Genomic DNA, 21008 nt, shown 5'->3' with positions numbered 1-21008 from the left:
CGGTGCCGCGGCGGCCCGACTGATGCTCAGACAGCGCTCAGACCGGCAATCGCCGGGTTGTCCGGAAGTTCCGCACCAGCATCACCACGGCTGCAATGCCCAGCGCCACCGCCACCCACGCTCCCCAGCTCGCCAGATCGGCGTACGACCGATGCTCGACCGCCAGGCCTGAGCTCACGCCGGCAGCCGCGCCGAGCGCGGTCATCAGCACGTCCGCGGTGGCCTGCACGCTGATGCGACGCTCCACCGGGAACGATGCAGTCAGCAGCGAGCTGGCCGCCACCACGCAGCAGCTCCAGCCGACCCCGACCAGGAACAGGCCCCACAGCAGCCCGGTGGCATGCGCGGCTTCGGTGTTGGCTGCGAACCCGGCGCCGACTGCCAGCACCAGCGCCCCGAGGACGATGACGAGTTGCCCGCCGATCCGGTCCACCAGCCAGCCGACGTAGGGCGAGAAGGCGAACATGCCGGCGATGTGCAGCGAGAGCATGATCCCGATGACCAGCGGGTTCTGGTCGCCCTGGGACATGTGGATCGGCGAGACGGTCATGACGCCGACCATCACCGCCTGGGACAGCATCATCGCGATGAGCGCGATGGAGGCCACCGGATGGGCCAAGATGCGCCCGGCTTCGGCTGGGCTCGGCAGCTTGATGCTCGCTGATCCGGTGCCGGCGGCCGCGACACGCAGCGGATCGGGCCGCAGGCGTTGCCAGATGTTGACGGCTGCGAGGCCGAACAGTCCCAGCGTCAGGGCGTACGGCAGTGCGAAGCCGCTCAGCCCCTCGGTGTCGGCGAACAGGCTCTTGAGGCCGAGCGCCACCGTGGGTCCGAGCACCGATCCGACGGTGCTGGCCCACAGCACGAGGCTGATCGAGCGAGCCCGGTTCTCGTCGGTGGCGAGGTCAGCGCCGGCGTACCGTGCGGCCAGATTGACGGCCTGGCCGGTGCCGATGAGCACCATGCCTGCCACGAGCATCGAGTAGCGCCCGGCGAACGCCGACAGCAGCGCCAGCGTTGCACCGATTGCGCCGATGACGTAGCCGGCGGCGAGCCCGACGCGGCGGCCGTGGCGGGCCATCAGCGCGGCGAGCGGGATGCCGGCGAGCGTGCCGCCGATGCTGAGGCACACGGCCGCCAGCGACGCTTTCGTCTCGCTGCCCGTCATCTGGTGGGCCAGCAGGGTGGCTGTCGCGAACGATGCCGTCATGGCCAGCCCGCCGGGGATGACGCCGAGTTGCAGCACCCGGATGGTGCGGCGTGCCAGTTCGTCGCGTTCGGGCGAACCGGGGAGGTATGCAGCCCCTTCGCCGCCCTCCGACAAACTCTGCACCATCGACCTAGCCTCCGGATCGGCCAGCCGGTTTCACGGCGAGGCCGATTGCGAACGCTACTGCGGGTCACCGAGGCGCGTCGGGATGAACTGGCAGGAGAGGAGTGCGAGATGCGAGACATCACCGGTTGCGTGGCGATGATCAGCGGTGCGAATCGCGGCATCGGCGAAGCCATCGCCGCGGCACTGCACGCCGACGGCTGGGCGCTGTCGCTGGCTGCACGCGATCTCGCTTCGCTGGAAGCCTCGGTGACCCGGTACCGCAGAGATCAAGGGCCGGCCGTGACGCTGCACCGCTACGACGCCACCGAGGACGGCGCCGCCGAGCGGTGGGCTGCAGAGACGATGTCGTCGCACGGCCGGATCGACTGCCTCGTGAACAACGCGGGCGTCGCACATCCCGATGCCCTCGAAGAGCTGACCGAGGACACGCTGGACGAGATGTGGGAGGTCAATGCGAAGGGGCCGTTCCGCATGATCCGTGCCACGCTCGACCACCTGCGCCGCAGCGGAGAAGGCCGCATCGTGAACGTGATCTCGATGTCGGGCAAGCGAGTGCGCGGCACGTTCGCACCGGGCTACGCCATGAGCAAGCACGCCGCTATGGCGCTGCACCACTCAGTGCGTCACCTGACGTTTCCCGATGGGATTCGCTGCACGGCCGTGTGCCCGGGCTACGTGCAGACCGACATGACCTCGGGCTTCGGCGTGGACCCGTCGATCATGATCCAAGCCGACGACTTGGCCCAGGCCCTCGCGACCATCCTGCGGCTGCCCAACACCGCATCGGTCGCCGAGCTGCTCGTCACTACCGAGCCCGAGACGATCGCCTAGCGGGCTGCCTGACGGCGACGGTTGATCTTCAACGTGGCTTCGTCGCTGCCGTCGTGGAACGTGCCGAGCCACTTGTCGAGCGGCACGATCGCCGTGCCGTAGTTGCAGTCGAAGTACCGGTGGTGGAGCGTGTGGAAGCGGTCGCCGCCGGCCACGGTGCGACCGCCGGCCACGACGAAGCGGTCGAAGCCGGAGTGCGACGCTGCCGGTGACAGCAGGAAGTACGTGGCGGTCAGCGTGATCACGTAGGGGTTCGCCGGGATCAGCAGGAACATGAGCGGCGCCGAGAGGTACAGCACGTGCTCGAGCGGGTGCATCGACACGCCCGACCACGGGCCGATGTTCACGTTGCGGTGGTGCAGCGAGTGAGCCCAGCGGTACAAGTGCTTGGTGTGGAGCAGTCGGTGGTTGGCGTAGAAGTGCACCGAGCCCAGCGGGAAGATCAGCAGCGTCAGTGCCGCGGTGTAGCCCAGAGCGAACAGGCTGCCGCTTGCCGGAACGGTCCAGATGAGATCGTTGGCATACAGCCACAGCATCAGCGACTCGTACAGCGCTGCGATGGAGCAGGCGCTGGCCAGCGACCAGGAGACGTTGTCACGCGTCTGGTTGCGGAACAGGAACGGGCGGCGACCCACCGACAGCCATCGCTCGTCGTACTTGTGCTGGATGCCCTGGCTGCGCCGGATGAATAGCCACCAATGCAGCCCTCCTGCCACCGCGATCATGAGCGCCACGTTGCGCAGGTAGACCAATGCGACGGCCCACGCCGCTGGAGTTGCGAAGCTCTCGAGCGACGGCGTGAGCCAGTTCCACGCCGCGATACCCACAACGATCCACAGGCCGCCCTGCCACCACAGGAACTTGGCCACCGTCCAGCGCGCCATGGCCAGCGGTCGAGGCGGCCGGTCGTACAGCGGCGGGAGCGTCACCTCCCCGATCCCCACGACGCGAATTGTACGACTGCTTCCCGCCGGGTCCAGCGCTGCAGCGTAATGAGCAGCACCGGCGGCAAGCGTCTAGTCCCAGATTGCCTCGTGGCTGTCGAGGTCGAAGAAGTGCAGGTTCTCGACGGTGACGGCAATCCCGACGGGCTCTCCGGCCCGGCAGGCACTCCGCGGGTCGAAGCGCGCCACCGCGTCGGCGCCGCTGACGTCGTCCGCGGCGTCAGGATTGCCCGGATCAACCCGGGCAGCGTCGAGCGCGAAGTGAACCACTATCTCGCTGCCGAGTGACTCGGTGAGCTCCACCGTCGACGAGATGGTCGCGCCGTCAGCAACGTCGGCAGCCAACGTCGCGTCCTCGAGGTCCTCGGGGCGAATGCCGACGGCGATCTTGCGACCGTCGTAGCTCGCCAGCGCGGGCCGCTGATCGAACGTGGCCCCGGGGAGCATCAAGGACTCATCTCCCAGACGCAACGCCCGGCCCGCAAGCGTGGCCTCGTACAGGTTCATCGACGGTGAGCCGATGAACGCGGCCACGAAGACGTTGCCCGGACGGTCGTAGAGATGCTGGGGCGTGTCGACCTGCTGGAGATAGCCGTCCTTGAGCACGGCCACCCGGTCGCCCATCGTCATGGCCTCGACCTGGTCGTGGGTGACATAGATGGTGGTCACTCCCAGCTGGCGTTGGAGCCGTGAGATGTCAGCTCGCATCTGCACGCGCAGCTTCGCGTCGAGGTTGGACAGCGGCTCGTCCATGAGGAACGCCGCCGGCTCACGCACGATGGCGCGTCCCATCGCCACGCGTTGACGCTGGCCGCCCGAAAGCTGCGAGGGCCTGCTCGCGAGCTGATCGCTGAGCTCGAGCATCTTGGCTGCCTCGGTGACGCGTGCCGCGACTTCGGCTTTGGGAATCTTGGCCAGCTTGAGTGCGAAGCCGATGTTCTCGGCCACGGTCATGTGGGGGTACAGCGCGTAGTTCTGGAACACCATCGCGATATCCCGATTCTTGGGCTCGACATCGTTCACGATGCGCTCGCCGATACGCAGCTCGCCGTTCGAGATCTCCTCGAGGCCCGCGACCATCCGAAGGGCGGTGGACTTGCCGCAGCCGGACGGACCGACGAGCACGACGAACTCGCCGTCAGCGACATCGAGGCTGAGCCCGTAAATGGCCTGAAAGCCGTTCGGATAGACCTTGTCAACTTGGTCGATGGTGATCGATGCCACTGTGCTGACTCCTCGTCGGCGTGGGTGATCAGGGGATGCGGGTGGGTGAGGCCGCAGCTCGCGACGCCTGAGGCCGATGCGGCCACAGCTCGACGCTGGCCTCAATGCTGGTGATCGTTCCCGAACGGCTGAACAACAACCCGCTCGTGTCGGCATCGAGCTCGTCGCCAGCCACCACCGAAGCACTCTCGCCCGCCGTCACCACCAGCGACGGGCGGCCCTCAGCCAGCCGATAGATCACTGGCACGCCGCAGTAGGTGAACCCCAACGTGCCGGCACTGAGCTGGCCTTGCTGATCATCCGGCCCGAGCGGTGCCCATGATTTCGAAGCTTGCAGGAATTCGTCGGGATCGAGCAGCACCGGCCGGAAGCGCACCCGCCCATCGCGCACTTGCACCCCGAGTTCGCCCCAACGAAGCAGGATCCCGTCCTTCGCTGCGCCGGTCATCCCAGGCTGCTGCGCACCCGCACCCGCAGGCGTGTGCGAATACGGCTCGAGCGGGAAGGCGCCGTGCTCACCGACCGACTTCAGGAAGCCGAGGCCAGCCCGGATCCCGCGGTAGTGGTCGACAAGCCGGTCGATGAGGTCGCGGTCAGCCCCGCTGTCGACGGCGGCGGTGATCTGGCGCTGGATTGCCACCAGCAACTTCATCACCATGTGCCAGTAGATCGAGCCGAGACCCTCGTAGCGGTACATGGTCTGCGCGCGCCCGATGAATGACTGGTGCTTGAACACTGCTTCGTACGCTGCGGCGATCTCAGCACGCTCTGCTGCGCTGATGCGCGACGCGGACTGCAGCTCGTCGAGCGCGCTGCCGAGCTCCCGGCTGCTGGTCAGCCAGCTCGCGAAACGGATGCTGCCCTCAGAGTCTTCCGCCATCAAGCCAGTGCGACCGTTGAGCACATCGCGCAGCTCATCGGTGATCTGCGAAGCAGGGACTCGATTGCGCTCCATGAAACTGGGACGCGCGTTGTCGGGATGAAGCAAGAAGGATCGCTGGTCAGATCGATACAGGTCGCTGGCGAACAGCGCATCGAGTACTCCGACCGCCTCTTCGAGGCCCGTTGTTTGCGAACCGAGCAATGCGACCTGCCCCTCGAGCATGAGCGGCAGCGACTCGAGATGCGCGACTCCGCTGTCGAAGGTCACCAAGCGATAGGTGTCGACAAAGCCGTCCGGACGGCGAGCAGCCTCGACGACCGCGTCAAGGTGCGGTCGCACTGCCGAGGTCAGGCGGCGCAGGCGATCCATCGGGGTGGACAGCGGCGGTTCGGGAACCTGATCGTAGATGCGAGCGCGGAATTCCTCGAATGCGGCGCCAAGCCGATCCGACAGTGAGCGGCGACTGGCGTCGTCGAGGCGTTCGGGGTTGGCGAGCGCAGCGTGCTCTTGGCAGATCCGCAGCACCTCCCCGAGCCAAATGGCCACCGACGGACTGAGAGGAACGGTCTCGGCGTCGGAGTCGGAGAACAGGCTGTCCAGAAAGTCGAGGTAGTCGCGCAGGTGAATGACGGTGACGACCGACAGGCCGATGCCGGCGAGGGCGTTGTTCGCGTCGTTCCACTCGGGCCGCTGGGCGTTCAGCCAGATGCCGCCGCCGGGCACCAGGCTGGAGATCTTCGCGAGTGCCGGCAGCAGCAGCTTTTCGGCAAGCGACACATGATGAACGCTTCCAGCGGCGTCGAGCACGAGCTTGCCGTCGGTGCCGAGCCGATGGGTCCGTTCGTCAATTCGGGCTTGGGCATCTGCGTCGAAGCGCAGGGTGCGCTTGGGGTCCGCGACCATGTCCCGGTACGGGAGCATGCGGTACGGCACGTTCGCCGACGCATAGCCGACCCACCCCAGCAGCGATTCGAGCAGACCGGGAACGTGGCGGCGTGCGAGCTCCAGCAGGCGGTGCAGGTAGACGATCTGGTGATCGCCCCAGTAGCCGAAGTTCGACCAGTAGCCCTCATCGGGCATCTCCCAGTCGACGCCTTCGCTGGTGATCCGGTACGGGTTGTGGCCGTCGCAGGTCGAGGCATTCAGGAACTTGGCCACGACTGCATGGGCCAGCATGGGAAAGCTGGTGACCAACGCCTCCCAGTTCTGGAAGATGTCACGCCAATTGCCCTCGTAGGCGAAGCTGGACGACTCGCCGTCAGCACCGATGCGGAACTCATTCCATGGCCTGCTCGGATCGCCGTGGCGGCGGCTGAACGACAGCGGCAGGTACTCGTCCACCAGCCGGAACAGATCCGTGTCGTCGACGACCGCCCCGTGCAGCTCGCCCAGGCCGACCGTTGCATCGAGTCCAGCGGTCTTGGCCGCGAACCGTTGCGCCGCATCAGTGTTCCGTGCGGTCACGAACTTGCCGACGTCGGCGAGTTCGACGCGGTAGTCGTCGAGCGGCACTCCCCCGCGCATGCAGTTATAGAGAACGTTCGAGTAGTGGTTGATGTCGACGCGGCGATCTGCGGTGCGCTGCAGCCCGTCGGCCGAGGCCACGAGCCGCACGAGCTCGCCTCGCATCCGATCGACCGAGGCCCCGAGCTCCGGCCGAGGATCGGGTGTCTCCCGCAGCCAGCGGCGGAGCTGTGCGACGTCGGCATGGGATCGGGAGGTGTCGGCGACTGTGAACCATTCCAGCGGTGTGCCGGGTTCCAGCCGCGCAGCGCCGGCGAGCAGGAACGAACCCTTGCGGCCGGTCACCAGGTGCTCGGGCTCGAGCGTGCGGCCTGAGCGGAACAGTCTCACCTGCCGATCGGAAAGGACGACCTGGGCGCCGCCGAGTCCGCGTGACCACACCACTGCGGCGTGCAGCGATTCAGCCGGGTCGGGGCGGTCGCTGATCAGCGCCTCGAGCGTGAAGAGTGCGAGTTCCGTTCCGCCGTCGTACTCGCTGCGCCGGTAGGCATCCACCAAGGTGCTCGATTGCTGCTGTACCGCCAGCTCGACACCTGAGGGAAGCACGTCGATCAGCCCATCGAGCACTTCCACATCGAGGGCGGCCCGGTCTGGCGAGCGGGTGAGCTCGCAGCTGCGCACGAAGCCGTACTCCGGCGTCGCAGACCACGTGTAGCTGAAAGTGAGTCCGAGATCGTCGTGCTGCTCGGTGAAGCGAAGCCGGTCTCCTTCGACGGTCTTGGCGATGGTGCGATGCACCGAACCCATCGGCGCGTGCGGAGCGAACGGCTCCCAGACATGACCACCGCCTCGTATCAGGGTGAGGGGCCCCGTGCGACCCCCGCTGCGATGCAGCCGGTCATCGGTCTCGTAGGGAAACAGCGCCAGATCCGCGCTGTAGCGGCCTGCGGTCAGCGCCCCGCTCGATGACACGAACAGCCACAGGTCGCCGAGCGTGACCACGTTGATGAGAAACGGCTCAGCGTGGTCGTAGTCGGTGATCCGGTACCACTCGCGCCCGTCTTCGGTGCAGATCTCGCCGGAGGGCTCGGCGATGGCGGGTGCATGAGTCATGCGGTTACGCCCCCGCCCCTGAATCTCGCTGGTAGACGCGCACGTAGTCCACATACATCTGCACGGGGAATTCCAGGTCGAGGGCGATGGGGCCCGGGAACAGCCCGCCGACGGCCAAGTTGAGGATCAGGAAGAAGTCGCCGTCGAAGACCCACTCCCGGTTGCCCACCCCGGTGCGCGGCAGGTCGTAGTACATCTGGTCGTCGTAGAACCATCGGATGCCGTCGTAGTCCCATTCGATTGCGTAGGTGTGGAATTCGTCGGCGATCGGGTAGTCCTGGCGGAACCACTTGGACAGCCCGAGTGCCCCTGCATAGCCGGGTCCATGCACGGTGCCCAGAATCAGATCGGGCTCGCGGCCGACGTACTCCATGATGTCGATCTCGCCGACGAAGGGCCAGCGGTGCGCTTCGTCCTCGGCCCGGTGAATGAAGTCCGAGCCGAGCATCCAGAACGCCGGCCACAGCCCGGCCCCGGCTGGCACTTTGATCCGCGCTTCCATGCGCCCGTAGGAGAACTCACGCAGCCCCTGGGTGAGCATCCGGGCCGAGGTGTAGTAGGAGTTCTCGTACTTCTCCTGGTGGGCTTCGATCATCAGCAGCCCGTTCGAGACGCGGGCGTTTCGGGGGCGTGAGGTGTAGTACTGCGCTTCGCCGTTGCCCCAGCCCCAGCCGCCGATGTCATAGGTCCAGTTGGACAGGTCGATCTGGTCGCCGTCGAACTCGTCGTGCCACACCAGCTCCCAGCCCGGCTCGTCACGGATCGGGATGGGGGGTGGAGCCTCGATGGCCGGTGTGAATGCCTCGGTGGTGGTGGTTGTGGGCGCGGCCGTGGTGCTGGTGGCGGGCGCGGCCACGGTCTCCGGTACCGCAGATTGGGGCGTTGCCTGCGATTCTGCTGTCGTCGAGCCAGCGCAGGCGCTCGCGGCGATCGCCACGGCCAACGCCGTTGCGACCCAACGGCCAGCGGGGCCCACGCCGGCCCTGCGCTCGGGCATCAGCCCGTGACTGCCCGTGCCCGGCAGCGCCTTGCGTCGCACGATCAGTCCTTGGTCGCCCGTGGCCAGAAACATCCTGCGTCGCACGATCAGCCCTTGACCGCGCCTGCGGTGAGTCCGGAGATGATGTAGCGCTGGAGGAACAGGAACAGCACCAGCATCGGCGTCATCAGGATGAGCACGGCAGCGGCCAGCGCGGGCCAGTTGCTGCCGTACAGGCCCTCGAAGACGATGAGGCCTCGTGTCACGGGGTACAGGTCCTCGCTGGTCAGGTAGATGGTGGGCAGCACCAGCTCGTTCCAGATGCCGATCGCATGCAGCACCGTGACCGTCGCGATGGCGGGACGGATCAGCGGCATGACGATCTTGAAGATGAAGCGGTAGTAGCCGCAGCCGTCCACGGCCGCCGACTCGTCGAGTTCCCGCGGGATCGACTTGATGTAGTTCACGAGGATGATCAGGCCGATGGGGTTGACCAGGAACAGCAGGATGAACCCGGTCCGGGTGTTGAACAGGCCGAGGTTCAAGATGAGCTGGAACTGCGGGATCAACGCAGGCGGCAGGAACAGCGCCACGAGATACAGCAGCAGGACGTACTTGGCGCCCTTGAAGTAGCCGCGGGCAATCGGGAAGGCCACCAGCACCGAGGTGAAGACGCAGATCGCCGTCGCCACCGCGGTGTAGAAAACCGAGTTCACCAGGTAGCGGGCAATGTTGGCCTGCTCCCACGCCTCGACGAAGTTGTCGAACCCGAAGGACTCCGGCAATCCCGTCGGATTCTTGAAGAACTCGGGCAGCGTCTTGAACGACGTAAGCACCAGCATCAGCATCGGCCCGACATAGAGCGCAGTGAACGCCAGCAGGATCGCGTAGGAGAAGATCTTGCGCCTGCGGGCGGCAGTGCGGCCGCTGCGATCCACCTGAGGCCCCTCGCCCGGTTCCGTTCCGCCGGCGCCGACGCTGGGACTGGTTTGGCTGACGACCGTCATGACAGGTACTTCTTCTCACGCCGGCTGACGAAGGCATTGGCGGCCAGCGCGATGATCAGCACCAGCATGAACAGCGCGATCGAGGCCGCTGCCGCATAGCCCTGCCTGAACGCACTGCTCACCGAGCCTGAGGTCTGCCCGAACCCTTCCGCGAAGACGAGGTAGCCGAGCACCTGGGTGCCGGGCCGGTAGCCGATCAGCACCAGGAACAGCTGCCACGCCTGCAGGGAGCCGACGATGTTCAGCAGGAAGTTCGTGTTGACCGCCGGCGTGAGCAGCGGCCAGGTCACGTTGCGGAACAGCTGCCAGCCGCTGGCCCCGTCGATGCGAGCCGCCTCATAGAGACTCTCGGGAATCGTCTGCATGCCGGCCAGGAAGATCACCATGGTGATGCCGACATTGGCCCAGATCTGCACCACGATGACCCAGGCGAACGCCTGACGGGGCTGCCCTCCGAGGAACTCCGAGCTCCAGCCGATCCACGAGAACATCTCCGCCACCGGTCCGCCCCCCGGCAGCAGGAACAGCTTCCAGATGAGGCCTTGGATGGCCACACCCAGGATGACCGGCATGAAGAAGATCGTGCGGAAGATCGTCCTGCCTCGCAGCCGGGTGTTCAGCAGCACCGCGAGCAGCAGGCCGAGACAGAACTGGATGGTCGTGACGAAGAAGCAGAAGATCAGCGTGCGCCGCAGCGCGGCGATGTTGTCGCGGGATGCGGCGCCCCGGAAGAGGAACTCGTCGTAGTTCTCGAACCCGAGCCAGTTGATGGCGATGCCACGGATGCCGGTGGCATCGGTGAACGAGTACACCGCTGTCGCCAGCGACGGGCCGACCGCGATGAGCAGGTACAGCCCGAACCCGGGCAGCAGCAGCAGGATCGGGGCCGCGCTCTTCCATCCACGGGCAAACAGGTAGTCGCGTGTGACGATCTTCATGCGACCCGTCGCCTCCGATCAAGGGAGGGGGTGCGGGCATCCTGCCTATCCGGACAGGACGGACAGGATGCCCGCACCGCTGTAGGGAGGGCTCTTGAACTTCTCGGCAGAACTAGTTGGCGTCGAGACCGGCCTGCAGGTCGGCTTGGGCCTGGGCAGCCAGTGCGACGTGGTCGGTCCACTCGTTGAACGGATCGAACCACGCGGCTGCCTGCGAGCCGTTCGCCCACTGGCCTGCGCCGGCCGGTGCAACCCAGTACTGCTCGAAGCCGACCCGGTAGTTCGCCAGGAACGGCGCGACCTCGCGGCCCAGGTGGGTGTCGAGCACGGCGGTCGGCTGGGTCGGGATGAACCCGACGGCATTCGCGAACGCCTGGTAGTTGTCGGGCGCAGAGAAGGCCTCGAGGTAGGCGAGCGCGGCCTCGGGGTGCGGCGTGTCTGCCGCGATGGCCCAGCCCTGGTCGTACTTGCCGAACAGGTACTGGTTGTCCTCGGCGTTGTCGCTGCCCGGGAACGGGACGTAGGTCCAATCGAAATCGGGCTCAGCGCTCTCGAGGGCAGGTGCCTGCCACACGCCGGTGGGCATGAAGGCCACGTCGCCGGCTGCGTAGCGGGGCGGACCGGCGTCATGGGAGAGCCCCGTCACGCCCGCTTCGAGCATGTCGGAGGTGTAGATCTGCATCCGGCGGAACATCTCGACGGACTGGTCGTTATCCCAGGTGATGTCACCTGTCCACAGGCCCTCGACGAGCGCCTCTTGATCGGGATACATCGCGCCGAGCAGGCCGTACGCGCCGACGAACACCGGCCAGCCGTCGGCACCGCCGACGGTCATGCACTCGTTGCCGGCGGCCTTGACGACCTCGCAGGCAGTGACGAGCTCGCCCCAGGTGGTCGGCACGTCGAGACCGTTGGCCGCGAGGAGGTCCTTGTTGACGAACATGCCGCTGTAGGAGACACGGCCGAGGTTGATGGAATAGACCTTGCCCTCGAACGAACCGGCGTCGGCGATGGTGGCTTCGTCGTAGTTGTCGACGAAAGGCTGCCCGGTGATATCCATCAGCAGCCCCGCCTCGATCAGCGTCTGCCAGTTCGGCGGCACGGCGCCGGACATGTAGGCCTGCGCGGCGTTCGAGAAGCCGAAGATGCCGACAACGTCGATGTCGCCGGCCGACAGGCGGGTCTGTGTCGCAATGGACAGGTCGCCTGCCTCGACGACCGAGAGGTCGATCGTGATGTGGGGATGCGACGCCTCGAACGACTCGTTGAACGCTTCCATGAACTCCACCATGGGCGGGTTCTGGTGGACGAGCACGCGTAGCGTGACATCTTCCTGCATCTCCGCTTCGGGCTCGGGCTCTGGGTCGGCGGGCGCCTCAGTGGCCGCTGGGGCTGGAGCCGCAGTGGTCGCACTCGAGTCGCCGTCGTCGTCGCTGCCGCACGCGGCCCCTATCAGGCCGAACGCGAGCAGGACGGCACAGAGCCGCCAGATAGTTGTTTTCTTCATGGGGTTTCCCTTTTGGTTGTGACCACGCTGGGTGTGGCCGGGTGTGTGGTGGACAGATCAGTGGTGCGGGTGAGCGGGCCACCGCCGCAGGCCCAAGGCGCTGAGCGGGCGCGGCGGGCGGCGTGGCCGCTCTCGAATCGGCCGTCGTTATGGGAGCGCTCCCACAACAGCGCAGACTTCAGGGCGGCGGGCGGCGACATGTTCTCTACGCCCCGGCCGGTGCGGCTGCTGGCAACGCAGCGCCGCAGGTTTCTCGAATGACGAGCTCGGTCGGGAATACCACCGACTCCGCGCTGGTGAGCTGGCCGTCCAGCACCGACTTCAGCAGCCAGACCGCTCGCTCACCCACCTCTTGCACCGGCTGAGCCACCGAGGTGAGCCGGGGCACAACCATGTCGGCGGGGATGATGCCGTCGAAGGAGACCACGGCGACGTCTTCGGGGCACCGCAGATCTGCCTCGCGGATCGCCTGCAGCGCCCCGACCGCCATGCGGTCCGAGCCGACGAAGACCGCATCGGGACGGCGCTCCAGCAACTCAGCCATTGCTCTGCGGCCGGCGGCCTCGGTCCAGTCGCCTTCCCTGATGCGGCCGTCGATGCTGAGACCCGCTTCGGCGAGCCCGTCGAGGAAGCCGCTGCGGCGGTCCACGCCTGCGCTGGTGTTCGAGGGCGGTGCGATGAGTGCAGGGCGCTGGCGCCCGAGCTGCGCAAAATGCAGTGCTGCAGACCGGGCACCGCCGCGGTTGTCGGCATCGACGGAGAAGACCGCGCTCAGATTGTCGGGCCGGCCGATCACGACGAACGGCATGTTGGCGTCACGCAAGTGGTCGATCAGCGGGTCAGCCATGCGCGTCGCCGTGACGATGACGCCGTCGACAAGTCCGGGATTGACGACCCGGGAGATGATGGCGCTCTCGTCGATCTCGTCGCCGAAGACGAACAGCGCAAGCGTCATGTCCAGGCCGTTCATCGCATCGCTGGCGCCGAGGATCAGTCGCCCGAAGTACGGGTCGTTGAAGAGCGTGCCTGCTTCGCTCGGGATGACCAGGCCGATCACCCCGGTGTGACGCGAAGCCAGCGATCGAGCAGCGGCGTGGGGCCGGTAGCCGGTTTCCGCGATGACGGCTTCCACCCGGCGCTTGGTCTTGGCACTGACGTTGGGCTCGCCGTTGACCACACGCGAGACCGTGGAGCGCGAAACGCCAGCTCGACGGCCGATTTCTTCCAGATTGAGGCGTGCAGCCATACGGCTCCTTTGGGAGCGCTCCCAGAACTTAGTCATGGCCGCAAGAGGCTGTCAAGTCGAACTGTGCCGAGTGATTGGTCTGCGGGTGGCGATGCCCGCACCTAGCTTCGGGTTGATGATTGACACGCCGGGGTCTGCTGCGTCGAAGGCCGACTGGCGCCGGTGGATCCGGGAACACTCGCAACCCGTGCCGGATGCGACGACTGCGGCCGTCGTCGCAGGTCTGCGGACGTTCATCGAGGCACTCGACGAGCGCTCGGCAGCCGTAGCAGGGCACGGGACGCCCGTCGCCGAACTCGACGATCGATCCTTCGCCCGAAAGGCGTCTCTGCTCGCGGGGGCGGGCCTGATCCTGTTCTACCGGGCGATGGCGGACGAGCTGTCGTTGGACGGACTGGCTGATGGGCTGGGCTGGCAGCGCTTCGCGGTCACCCGCACTCCCCCGTCCGGTCCGCTCACGCTGCACCCGGCAATCGGGGCGATGGAACAGCATCGGTACGGCTTCCCCCAGCCGACGGCCGACGCGTTCGAGTTGCAGCCCCGGCACATCTCGCTCGCGCTGGTGCCCGGCGTGGCCTTCGACCGCCGAGGCACCCGACTGGGCCACGGCGTCGGCTACTTCGACGAGTTGCTCACCAGGCTTCCCGAAGACTGCCCCCGTATCGGCGTGGCCCCCTCCGAGCTCGTCTTCGACCGGCTGCCGTGCGAGCCCCACGATGTGCCGATGACCCATCTGGCCACCCAGGACGGGGTCATCGCCGTCGATCCAGTCGGTGGCTAGTGGAGCGCATCGTCGAATCGCGCTAGCAATGGCCGTGACACACCACCACGGAGAGGAGCCGGCATGGCAACACAATTGCGCCGCTACGACGTCATCGAGGGCCAGATGGACTCGCTGCTCGAGTGGTTCCCCAACATCATCGCCGTACGGGAGAAGTTCGGTTTCAAGGTCGAGTTCATGTATGCCGACCGTGAGAACAACCAGCTCGTCTGGGCCGTGAGTCATCCCGGTGACTATGAAGCCGCTTATGAGGAGTTCGCATCATCGCCCGAGCGCGCGGCCGTCTTCGCCGGCCAACCCGATCGGGTGAGCGGCATGCACCTGTCGATGGTCGACACCGTCATCGCCCCCGGCTCCAACTGACAACCAGCCGCCGACACGTTGGTCGCTGCTGCGGCCAGCGTCACGTATCTGTGCCGCTGGCTGGGACTCAACCTCAGGCGCTCAACGCAGCTGGTCGATCAAGCTCTGTCCGCGCGTACTCGATGACGGGCCGCCGGTGGCAGCCTTCAAGATGATCATTCACGATGCCTGAGGCCTGCATGAGCGCGTAGCACGTGGTCGGGCCGACAAACCGCCAGCCCAGCTTGCGCAACGCCTGGCTGAGGGCAGTCGACTCGGGTGTCGACGACATCGAGATGAGTGTTGGGTAGTCGACGACCGCCGGCCGATCCTCAGGACCCGGCTCGAACGACCAGAAGAAGGCAGCCAGGCTGCCGTGCACCTCGATCGTGTCGAGGGCAGCACGGGCGTTGTTGATGGTCGCCTCGATCTTGCCGCGATGGCGCACGATGCCTGCGTCGCCGAGCAATCGCTCCACGTCGGTCTCGCGGAATCCGGCCACCGCCTCGAGGTCGAACCCGCTGAACGCCGCCCGGAAGTTCTCCCGCTTGCGCAGGATCGTCAGCCATGACAGCCCCGCCTGGAAGCCTTCGAGGCACATCTTCTCGTAGAGGCGCACGTCGTCGACCACCGGCATGCCCCACTCGGTGTCGTGATATGCCTCGTAATCGTCGTGGCCTTCGCCCCACCAGCAGGCCAGCGAGCCGTCAGCCCGCCGCCTCAACCCATCTGGTACCTCGGCGGTTTGATTCACGCGGCGGCGGCGACGGCCTCTGCGATGGCGTCGTTGGTGGGTGTCGGGCCGTAGAACATCATCGTCGTGCGGTCGGCGAAGGTGTTCCGCTCGGCAATCTGGGCACCCACGGCCGACGGTGTGCCCGACACGACGATGAGATCCAGCAGATCGTCGTCGATGAGGTCGCTCATCTCCCGCCAGTTGCCCTGCTTGGACAAGGTGTTCAGGCGCGGCTGCAGATCTCCGTAACCATGATGATCGAGCGCACCTGCATAGGCGGGCGTCGATCCGTAGAACGCGAGCTGGCCCGCGGCGGAGCGGCGTGCCTTGTCGATCTGCTCGTCGTTCTCGCCCATCGCGACGATGGTCAGGCAGGCGACAGTGACCTCGCCGACATCGCGTCCTGCCGACTCGGCGCCGGTCGCCATGGCCGGGAGCGTGACATCGGTCATGAACTGGGCGGTGTGGAACGGATGCACGAAGAATCCGTCCGCCGCCGCACCGATGACCTCGACCATGCGGGGACCGACTCCGGCCACGTAGATCGCCGGCGGCTCCATGCCGATAGGACCCGGGTTGAAGAACGGCGTCATGAGCGTGTGGGTGTAGAACTCGCCTCGATGATTCAAACGTTCGCCGGTTTCGAAGGTGTGCCAGATGGCGCGCACCGCCTCGATGTACTCACGCATTCGCTCAGCGGGGCGTGACCACTGCTCGCTGTAGCGCTTGGTGATGTGGGGCCGGATCTGCGTTCCGAGGCCCAGGATGAAGCGGCCGCCGCTCATGCGGTGCAGGTCCCACGCGGTGACAGCGCACGTCATCGGGTTGCGGGCGAACGCGACCGCAATTGCCGTGCCGAGCTCGATGCTCTCGGTGCGCTCTGCCGCCAGCGCCAACGGCAGGAACGGGTCGTGGGATGCCTCGAATGACCACGCCGCCGACAGTCCCATCTCCTCGAACTGCGCTGCTTCGTCTGCGCAGCCTCCCGGCGTCGACGCAGTCGTCGCACCGTCGATCCGATGCTGTGCTGTTCCGGTCGTATTCATTGCATGGGCCTCCTGATCGGTCTCAGCTCGCGGCTCGCTGACAAGTGCCTGTCGTCGAACCGGGTGAATCTTGCCCTATCGGGGGTCCATAGGCTGCGGCGTCGTGCGGCATCGGCCTGATCGGCTGTTCCTGCTGACAGGCGGCGTGCAAGGCTTGGCCTTCTCGTGGGGCCTGCCGGCAATGGTGTGGTGGGTGGTGGATCTGCGGCTGTCGCCATTCCGGCTTGCGGTACTCGGCACTGCGCTGGTGCTGTCGATTCTCGTGACCGAGACGCCGACTGGCGTGGTTGCCGACCTGTACAGCCGCAAGTACTCCGTGGTCGCGGCCTACGTCGTGATGGGCACGGCAATGGCTTTGGGACCGGTCACCGAGCTGTTCGGCGTGCTTGTCATCTGGCAAGTGCTGTGGGGTGTCGGCTGGACGCTGCAGAGCGGCGCTGCCACAGCGTGGATGACCGACGAGCTTGCCCACCACGCCTCACATTCGCACCGCAGTGCCGCGGTGATGCCCGTCGAGTCCTCGACCTCGGGCGACGACACCGGAGCTGATGACAGCGGCGGCATCTCCCGCAGCGATCACAGCCGCCAGGTGGACGGGCTCATCGTGCGCCATGCCATCTTCCGGTCAGCGGGCGTCATGGTCGGTCTCGTCGCCGCCACCGCCATGGGCGCCTGGTCGGTCCGGGGGTCGATGGCCGTGATGGGCATGCTCGCGATCGCAGCAGCCGGGTACCTGGCCATCACCATGCCCGAAGCCGGGTTCGAGTCGCCGCGACGGCGGTCCGGCGGCGCACCCAGACCTGCACACACCAGCGCTTGGAAGGACGCGATCGCACTCTGGAAGCGAGGCGCACGGCTTGTCCGTCGCAATCCGTCGCTGCTGGCAGTGACCCTGTCAGCCACGATCGCCGCCGGAGCGTGGGAAGCCAACGATCGGCTCTCGGCCCTGCGGCTGTTCGAACTGGGCCTCACCCAGCTCGATGGCCGGGAGGCGGTGCTGTTCTTCGGTGCAGCCTGGTTCGTCATGTCTGCACTGGCGATCCCGATGATGGCGTGGCTGCGTCGGCGTCTTGATCAAGCCGACCAGCGAAGCGCTCGGCGGGACGCCTTTCTACTCGCGCGATTCCTGACGATCGCCGCTGCGGGCGCGCTGGCGTTGGCGCTGAGCCCGTGGTTCACGATCGCCCTCATCGGCTGGGCCATTCTCGACGTGGCCGGCGAGACGGCGTACTCGCTCACCGAAGCGATGGCGAACCGCCACGCCGACTCGTCAGTTCGCGCCACGGTGGTTTCGTTCGTCGGGCAATCCCAGGCGGTGGGAGAGGTGTCGATCGGCTTGGGCCTGGGAACGGTGGCGCAGATCGTCTCAGTGCCGGTCGCGCTGGCGATCGCTGCGGCGCTGTTCGCCGTCTCCGCAGCGCCAGCGGCAGTCGTCGGCTGGCGCACGGACGGCGCCGTGCAGTGATCCGCAGCGCCGGAGGGAGCCGAGGATCAGGGTCGGTCAGGCTCTGTCAGCCTTCGCCCATCTCGGCCATGGCGGCTTCCGAGCGGCGTGCCATCTCTTCGGGATCGACCTCTTCGATGTGGGTCGCGAGATTCCAGCGATGGCCCCACGGGTCCTCGATCATGCCTGAGCGGTCGCCGTAGAACTGGTCCATGATCGGCCGCACCTCAGTGGCGCCTGCCGCGAGCGCAGCCGCATACGTGGCGTCGACGTCTTCCACATACAGGCTCAGTTGCATCGGCGAGCCGCCGTAGTGCTTGGGCGAGTGGAATTCCATCTCCGGAAACTCGTCGGCCACCATGATGAGCGAATCGCCCAATTGCAACTCCGAGTGGCCGATCTTGCCGCCCATGTCGATGCGCATCCGCTCGGTGAAGCCGAGAATCTCGGTATAGAACGCGATGGCGTCTGCAGCACCGTCGATGCTCATCGACACCGAGATGCGCGGGTAGTCGTCGGGGATGGGATTCACCATCGTGCTCTGCTCCTGAGTTCGAAACGCGCGGCGCATGGGCTTGAGCGTTCGTCGGTGCGGTCCGCCGGTCGGCGGGCGCAGCCCGAAGCTAGTGCGCGACCAGCACCCTGACGGCCTGGGACACCGCCGTCTCGGCGCGGGCTTCGAGCCCTGCTTCGTCAGCGCTGGCGATGGGGTGCTCGATCACGGTGAACGGATGGTCCGGCACGCCCTGCACCCGAGCCATCAGCTCGGCGGCACTCACAAAGGCACTGGTCATGACACTGACCGCAGGCACGCCGACCCGTTCGGCGGCGACAGCGTCGTGCAGACTGCACGACGAGCAGCTGCCTCAGTCGCCCACGCCGGCCAGCACGGCGTCCCAGCCCATCGCCTCGGCCAGCAGCTCATGCTGGGCGGGCGCGCTGTAGTTGGACTTGGTGCGTCGGATCACCTTGGCCACGCCGTGGCGGTCGCGCAGGAGCCGTTCCATGTGGTCGAAGAACGGCCGCGTGTTCTCCTTGCCATTCGAGATGATCCCGATGGTGGTGCCCTCCAGCGTCGAGAGCCGCGCCGGTGCCGCGAACCCTTCTGGATCCTGTTCGTGGGTCGGGTTCAGCAGTTCCACGCTGCGCTCCTTGTTCGCACGCCGGCGGTGATACGGCGCTGCCGGCGTCGGGGCCCGCTACATGCTGCCACGCTCGCTGCGCTGAATTGCGAGCTGGTCGAGCGGTCTCCCGCATCGCCTGCCGCTCTGCCTCGTCATGTCAACCGTTGATGCTGTCGAAGCCGGCGTACAGGAACTCGAACACTGTGCTGGCAGGGTCGGCCGCACTCACGATCTCGCTGTAGGGCAGTGACGCCCCGCCGAAGGCCGTGTCGTTCCAGTAGGGATCGGCGCGGTCCACCTCGCCCCACGGGCCCACGTAGGCGTACGGGAACGGATGCGCGGCGTCGCCGGGCGACAGGCCGTAGGTAGCTCGAGCGTCAGCATCGCCAATGGCAGTTGCGATGTCGAAGTGGCCGGGCCACAGCTGGATCTCGTCGGGCTCCGTCGCACCGGGCAGGTCGCGCAACTGATCCAGCGCCTGTTTGCCGAGCCGGAACCACGCCGCAAGGTGCGCGCCCGTCTCGGGACTGACCCGCAGCCAGCGCTCCACGTCGCCGAGCTCTGGACTGTCGTGCTCTCGCGCCTCGGTACCCGGCGACACACCGGCGAACTTCGCCGCCGCCGACAGCGTGGTGATGTGGACACTGCGCTGGGTGCCCCCTTCGGTTGCGAACAGTTCGTCGCCGTCGATCCAGACCTGACATTCCATCTCGCCAGCGCGGCCCATCGTCACCTCGAACACCGGCGTGCCGAAGCCCCTGTCGAGGCTGCGCAAGCCGAAGCGGCCGGTTGCCACCCGGCGGGCTTCAGCCACCACCGAGTACGCCAGCCGGTGATAGTCCTCGACCGCGGCCAGGTAACTGTCGGGCAGCTCTCGCAGCAGCCCCGCTCGTGTCATGTCGCCTCGCACGAGCGCATTGTCATCCATGTGCCGAGTCTTGCGCGGCGTTCAGATCATGCGGTCGCGGTTGGCGGGCTCAGCGCACTTCGCAGTCGACGCAGGCGCCGACCGCCACCGTGGCTGCGTGGCTTCGAGTGCCGAGCCAGGGCGGGATGACCGCTGCGAAGCCGCCCGCCGGCCCGCCTGCGGCAACGATCAGCAGATCTTCCGGCGATTCGAGCGCTGGATAGGTGCGCTCGGCACGGTCCTTGACGACGGCGCCTTTGCCCACGGCCGCCCAGTCGCCGCGGCGTACCTGGGCGCGCTCGTACACGCAGGCAGCGATGTCGCTTTTGGTCCAGCCGGCGGTGTCGAAGTGGGTCCGCAGCTGCGGCGGCAGCACCACCACGTAGTTGCCCGGCCAGATGGAGTAGTTGAGCTGATTCGCCCGGATCTCAGCAGCGAGGGTCTCGCACAGCTCGGTTGGGTCCGTCGTCCACTCGTTCATGACCTGGCGGGGCGCCATCGACGCCACTGCGGTCACCGACGACACATGGCCTCGCTCGGCGGGTGCGGTGCCGAGCCGCTGATCGCCCAGCGATACCCAGCCGGTCGCCTCCTCGTCCTCGGCGATGCAGTAGCCGAGCTTGCCGGGATGGCCGAGGGTGGAACGGTCGATGCCGCCAGGCCTGACATCGAGCACGTTGGCCAGCACCAGCCGCACTGCCCGTGCGATGACGGCGCGTGACCGATCGGCTCCCCCGAGCACGCTGAACGTGGCGTCCATGGCCAGCTCCTGCCGGATGGGGCCGTTGACGATCAGCAGCACCGCGCACCCGCCCGTGGACGCCGTGGGCCCGTGGAGGCCGAACTCGGGCTGCAGCAGGGCGGTGAGCGCGGTCACGACGACCGGGAAGTGCGGCGGCAGGCAGCCCGCCATCACGGCGTTGATGGCTGCCTTCTCGGCCGTGATGGCGCGGGCTCGCACCGGCTCGATGCCAATGAGATGGTCCGGTGCCAGCATCGCCCAGTCCAAGCAGGCGGCCACGGCGTCGTCGGTGGGCGGCACCACGGGCAGCCCGTCAGTCCAGCCGCGCGAGTGGAACGCCTCCTGTGCCTCGAAGAGGTCGTCGACCATGACACGGCCCGATGCAAGCTTCACCGGCACGACCCTACGCTTCGG

General features: G+C 66.9%; 19 protein-coding genes. 4 read left to right on the top strand and 15 right to left on the bottom strand.

Annotated elements, in window-relative coordinates; genetic code table 11:
• Nucleotides 1-37 precede the first annotated feature (37 nt).
• On the bottom strand, nucleotides 38-1336 hold the full coding sequence (locus ACOGI5_RS07595) for an MFS transporter (protein ID WP_419863820.1): 1299 nt from the start codon (nucleotides 1334-1336) through the stop codon (nucleotides 38-40).
• Nucleotides 1337-1444: 108 nt separating this feature from the next.
• On the opposite strand from ACOGI5_RS07595, the gene ACOGI5_RS07590 reads away from it, so the two are divergent.
• Nucleotides 1445-2167, top strand: coding sequence for an SDR family oxidoreductase (locus ACOGI5_RS07590; RefSeq protein WP_419863819.1), 723 nt, complete (start codon nucleotides 1445-1447; stop codon nucleotides 2165-2167).
• Here ACOGI5_RS07590 and ACOGI5_RS07585 read toward each other — a convergent pair.
• The 8 genes from ACOGI5_RS07585 to ACOGI5_RS07550 form a co-directional block, all read right to left on the bottom strand.
• Nucleotides 2164-3111, bottom strand: a complete 948-nt coding sequence (locus ACOGI5_RS07585; RefSeq protein WP_419863818.1) for a sterol desaturase family protein — start codon at nucleotides 3109-3111, stop codon at nucleotides 2164-2166. The genes ACOGI5_RS07590 and ACOGI5_RS07585 overlap by 4 nt on opposite strands.
• Nucleotides 3112-3183: 72 nt before the next feature.
• Complete coding sequence (locus ACOGI5_RS07580) at nucleotides 3184-4335, bottom strand: ABC transporter ATP-binding protein (protein WP_419863817.1); 1152 nt, start codon at nucleotides 4333-4335, stop codon at nucleotides 3184-3186.
• Nucleotides 4336-4363: 28 nt separating this feature from the next.
• Nucleotides 4364-7795, bottom strand: coding sequence for a hypothetical protein (locus ACOGI5_RS07575; protein WP_419863816.1), 3432 nt, complete (start codon nucleotides 7793-7795; stop codon nucleotides 4364-4366).
• Nucleotides 7796-7799: 4 nt separating this feature from the next.
• Complete coding sequence (locus ACOGI5_RS07570; protein ID WP_419863815.1) at nucleotides 7800-8879, bottom strand: glycoside hydrolase family 16 protein; 1080 nt, start codon at nucleotides 8877-8879, stop codon at nucleotides 7800-7802.
• 2 nt (nucleotides 8880-8881) lie between these two features.
• Nucleotides 8882-9781: a carbohydrate ABC transporter permease gene (locus ACOGI5_RS07565; protein ID WP_419863814.1), complete on the bottom strand. Its 900-nt coding sequence runs from the start codon at nucleotides 9779-9781 to the stop codon at nucleotides 8882-8884.
• The gene (locus ACOGI5_RS07560; protein ID WP_419863813.1) at nucleotides 9778-10719 is read right to left on the bottom strand and encodes a carbohydrate ABC transporter permease; all 942 of its coding nucleotides are present in this window, start codon (nucleotides 10717-10719) and stop codon (nucleotides 9778-9780) included. Before ACOGI5_RS07560 ends, ACOGI5_RS07565 begins: the two co-directional genes overlap by 4 nt.
• Before the next feature lie 112 nt (nucleotides 10720-10831).
• Complete coding sequence (locus ACOGI5_RS07555) at nucleotides 10832-12226, bottom strand: ABC transporter substrate-binding protein (RefSeq protein WP_419863812.1); 1395 nt, start codon at nucleotides 12224-12226, stop codon at nucleotides 10832-10834.
• A 205-nt stretch (nucleotides 12227-12431) separates the two neighbouring features.
• The gene (locus ACOGI5_RS07550; protein WP_419863811.1) at nucleotides 12432-13472 is read right to left on the bottom strand and encodes a LacI family DNA-binding transcriptional regulator; all 1041 of its coding nucleotides are present in this window, start codon (nucleotides 13470-13472) and stop codon (nucleotides 12432-12434) included.
• A 115-nt stretch (nucleotides 13473-13587) separates the two neighbouring features.
• Between ACOGI5_RS07550 and ACOGI5_RS07545 the strand changes: the two genes are divergently transcribed.
• On the top strand, nucleotides 13588-14253 hold the full coding sequence (locus ACOGI5_RS07545) for a 5-formyltetrahydrofolate cyclo-ligase (RefSeq protein ID WP_419863810.1): 666 nt from the start codon (nucleotides 13588-13590) through the stop codon (nucleotides 14251-14253).
• A 63-nt stretch (nucleotides 14254-14316) separates the two neighbouring features.
• Nucleotides 14317-14616: a hypothetical protein gene (locus ACOGI5_RS07540; protein WP_419863809.1), complete on the top strand. Its 300-nt coding sequence runs from the start codon at nucleotides 14317-14319 to the stop codon at nucleotides 14614-14616.
• A gap of 73 nt (nucleotides 14617-14689) precedes the next feature.
• Here ACOGI5_RS07540 and ACOGI5_RS07535 read toward each other — a convergent pair whose 3' ends face one another.
• Nucleotides 14690-15349 (bottom strand): DNA-3-methyladenine glycosylase I, encoded by a 660-nt coding sequence (locus ACOGI5_RS07535; RefSeq protein WP_419863808.1) that lies wholly within the window; start codon nucleotides 15347-15349, stop codon nucleotides 14690-14692.
• Nucleotides 15346-16377, bottom strand: a complete 1032-nt coding sequence (locus ACOGI5_RS07530) for a TIGR03617 family F420-dependent LLM class oxidoreductase (protein WP_419863807.1) — start codon at nucleotides 16375-16377, stop codon at nucleotides 15346-15348. The genes ACOGI5_RS07535 and ACOGI5_RS07530 overlap by 4 nt, the downstream gene beginning before the upstream one ends.
• A gap of 103 nt (nucleotides 16378-16480) precedes the next feature.
• Here ACOGI5_RS07530 and ACOGI5_RS07525 point away from each other — a divergent pair, with 103 nt between their 5' ends.
• Nucleotides 16481-17842 (top strand): hypothetical protein, encoded by a 1362-nt coding sequence (locus ACOGI5_RS07525; protein WP_419863806.1) that lies wholly within the window; start codon nucleotides 16481-16483, stop codon nucleotides 17840-17842.
• Nucleotides 17843-17888: 46 nt separating this feature from the next.
• Here the strand turns inward: ACOGI5_RS07525 and ACOGI5_RS07520 are convergent, their stop codons facing one another.
• The 4 genes from ACOGI5_RS07520 to ACOGI5_RS07505 all read right to left on the bottom strand — a co-directional run bounded on the left by ACOGI5_RS07520 (nucleotide 17889) and on the right by ACOGI5_RS07505 (nucleotide 20987).
• Complete coding sequence (locus ACOGI5_RS07520; RefSeq protein WP_419863805.1) at nucleotides 17889-18356, bottom strand: VOC family protein; 468 nt, start codon at nucleotides 18354-18356, stop codon at nucleotides 17889-17891.
• A gap of 88 nt (nucleotides 18357-18444) precedes the next feature.
• Complete coding sequence (locus ACOGI5_RS07515) at nucleotides 18445-18963, bottom strand: UGSC family (seleno)protein (protein WP_419863804.1); 519 nt, start codon at nucleotides 18961-18963, stop codon at nucleotides 18445-18447.
• A 139-nt stretch (nucleotides 18964-19102) separates the two neighbouring features.
• The gene (locus tag ACOGI5_RS07510; protein ID WP_419863803.1) at nucleotides 19103-19873 is read right to left on the bottom strand and encodes a hypothetical protein; all 771 of its coding nucleotides are present in this window, start codon (nucleotides 19871-19873) and stop codon (nucleotides 19103-19105) included.
• A 49-nt stretch (nucleotides 19874-19922) separates the two neighbouring features.
• Nucleotides 19923-20987, bottom strand: a complete 1065-nt coding sequence (locus ACOGI5_RS07505; RefSeq protein ID WP_419863802.1) for a hypothetical protein — start codon at nucleotides 20985-20987, stop codon at nucleotides 19923-19925.
• Between the last annotated feature and the right edge of the window lie 21 nt (nucleotides 20988-21008).

This window comes from Candidatus Poriferisodalis sp. (genome assembly GCF_965208925.1).
GTDB lineage: Bacteria > Actinomycetota > Acidimicrobiia > Acidimicrobiales > Poriferisodalaceae > Poriferisodalis.
This window is presented reverse-complemented; position numbering and strand designations above follow the sequence as displayed.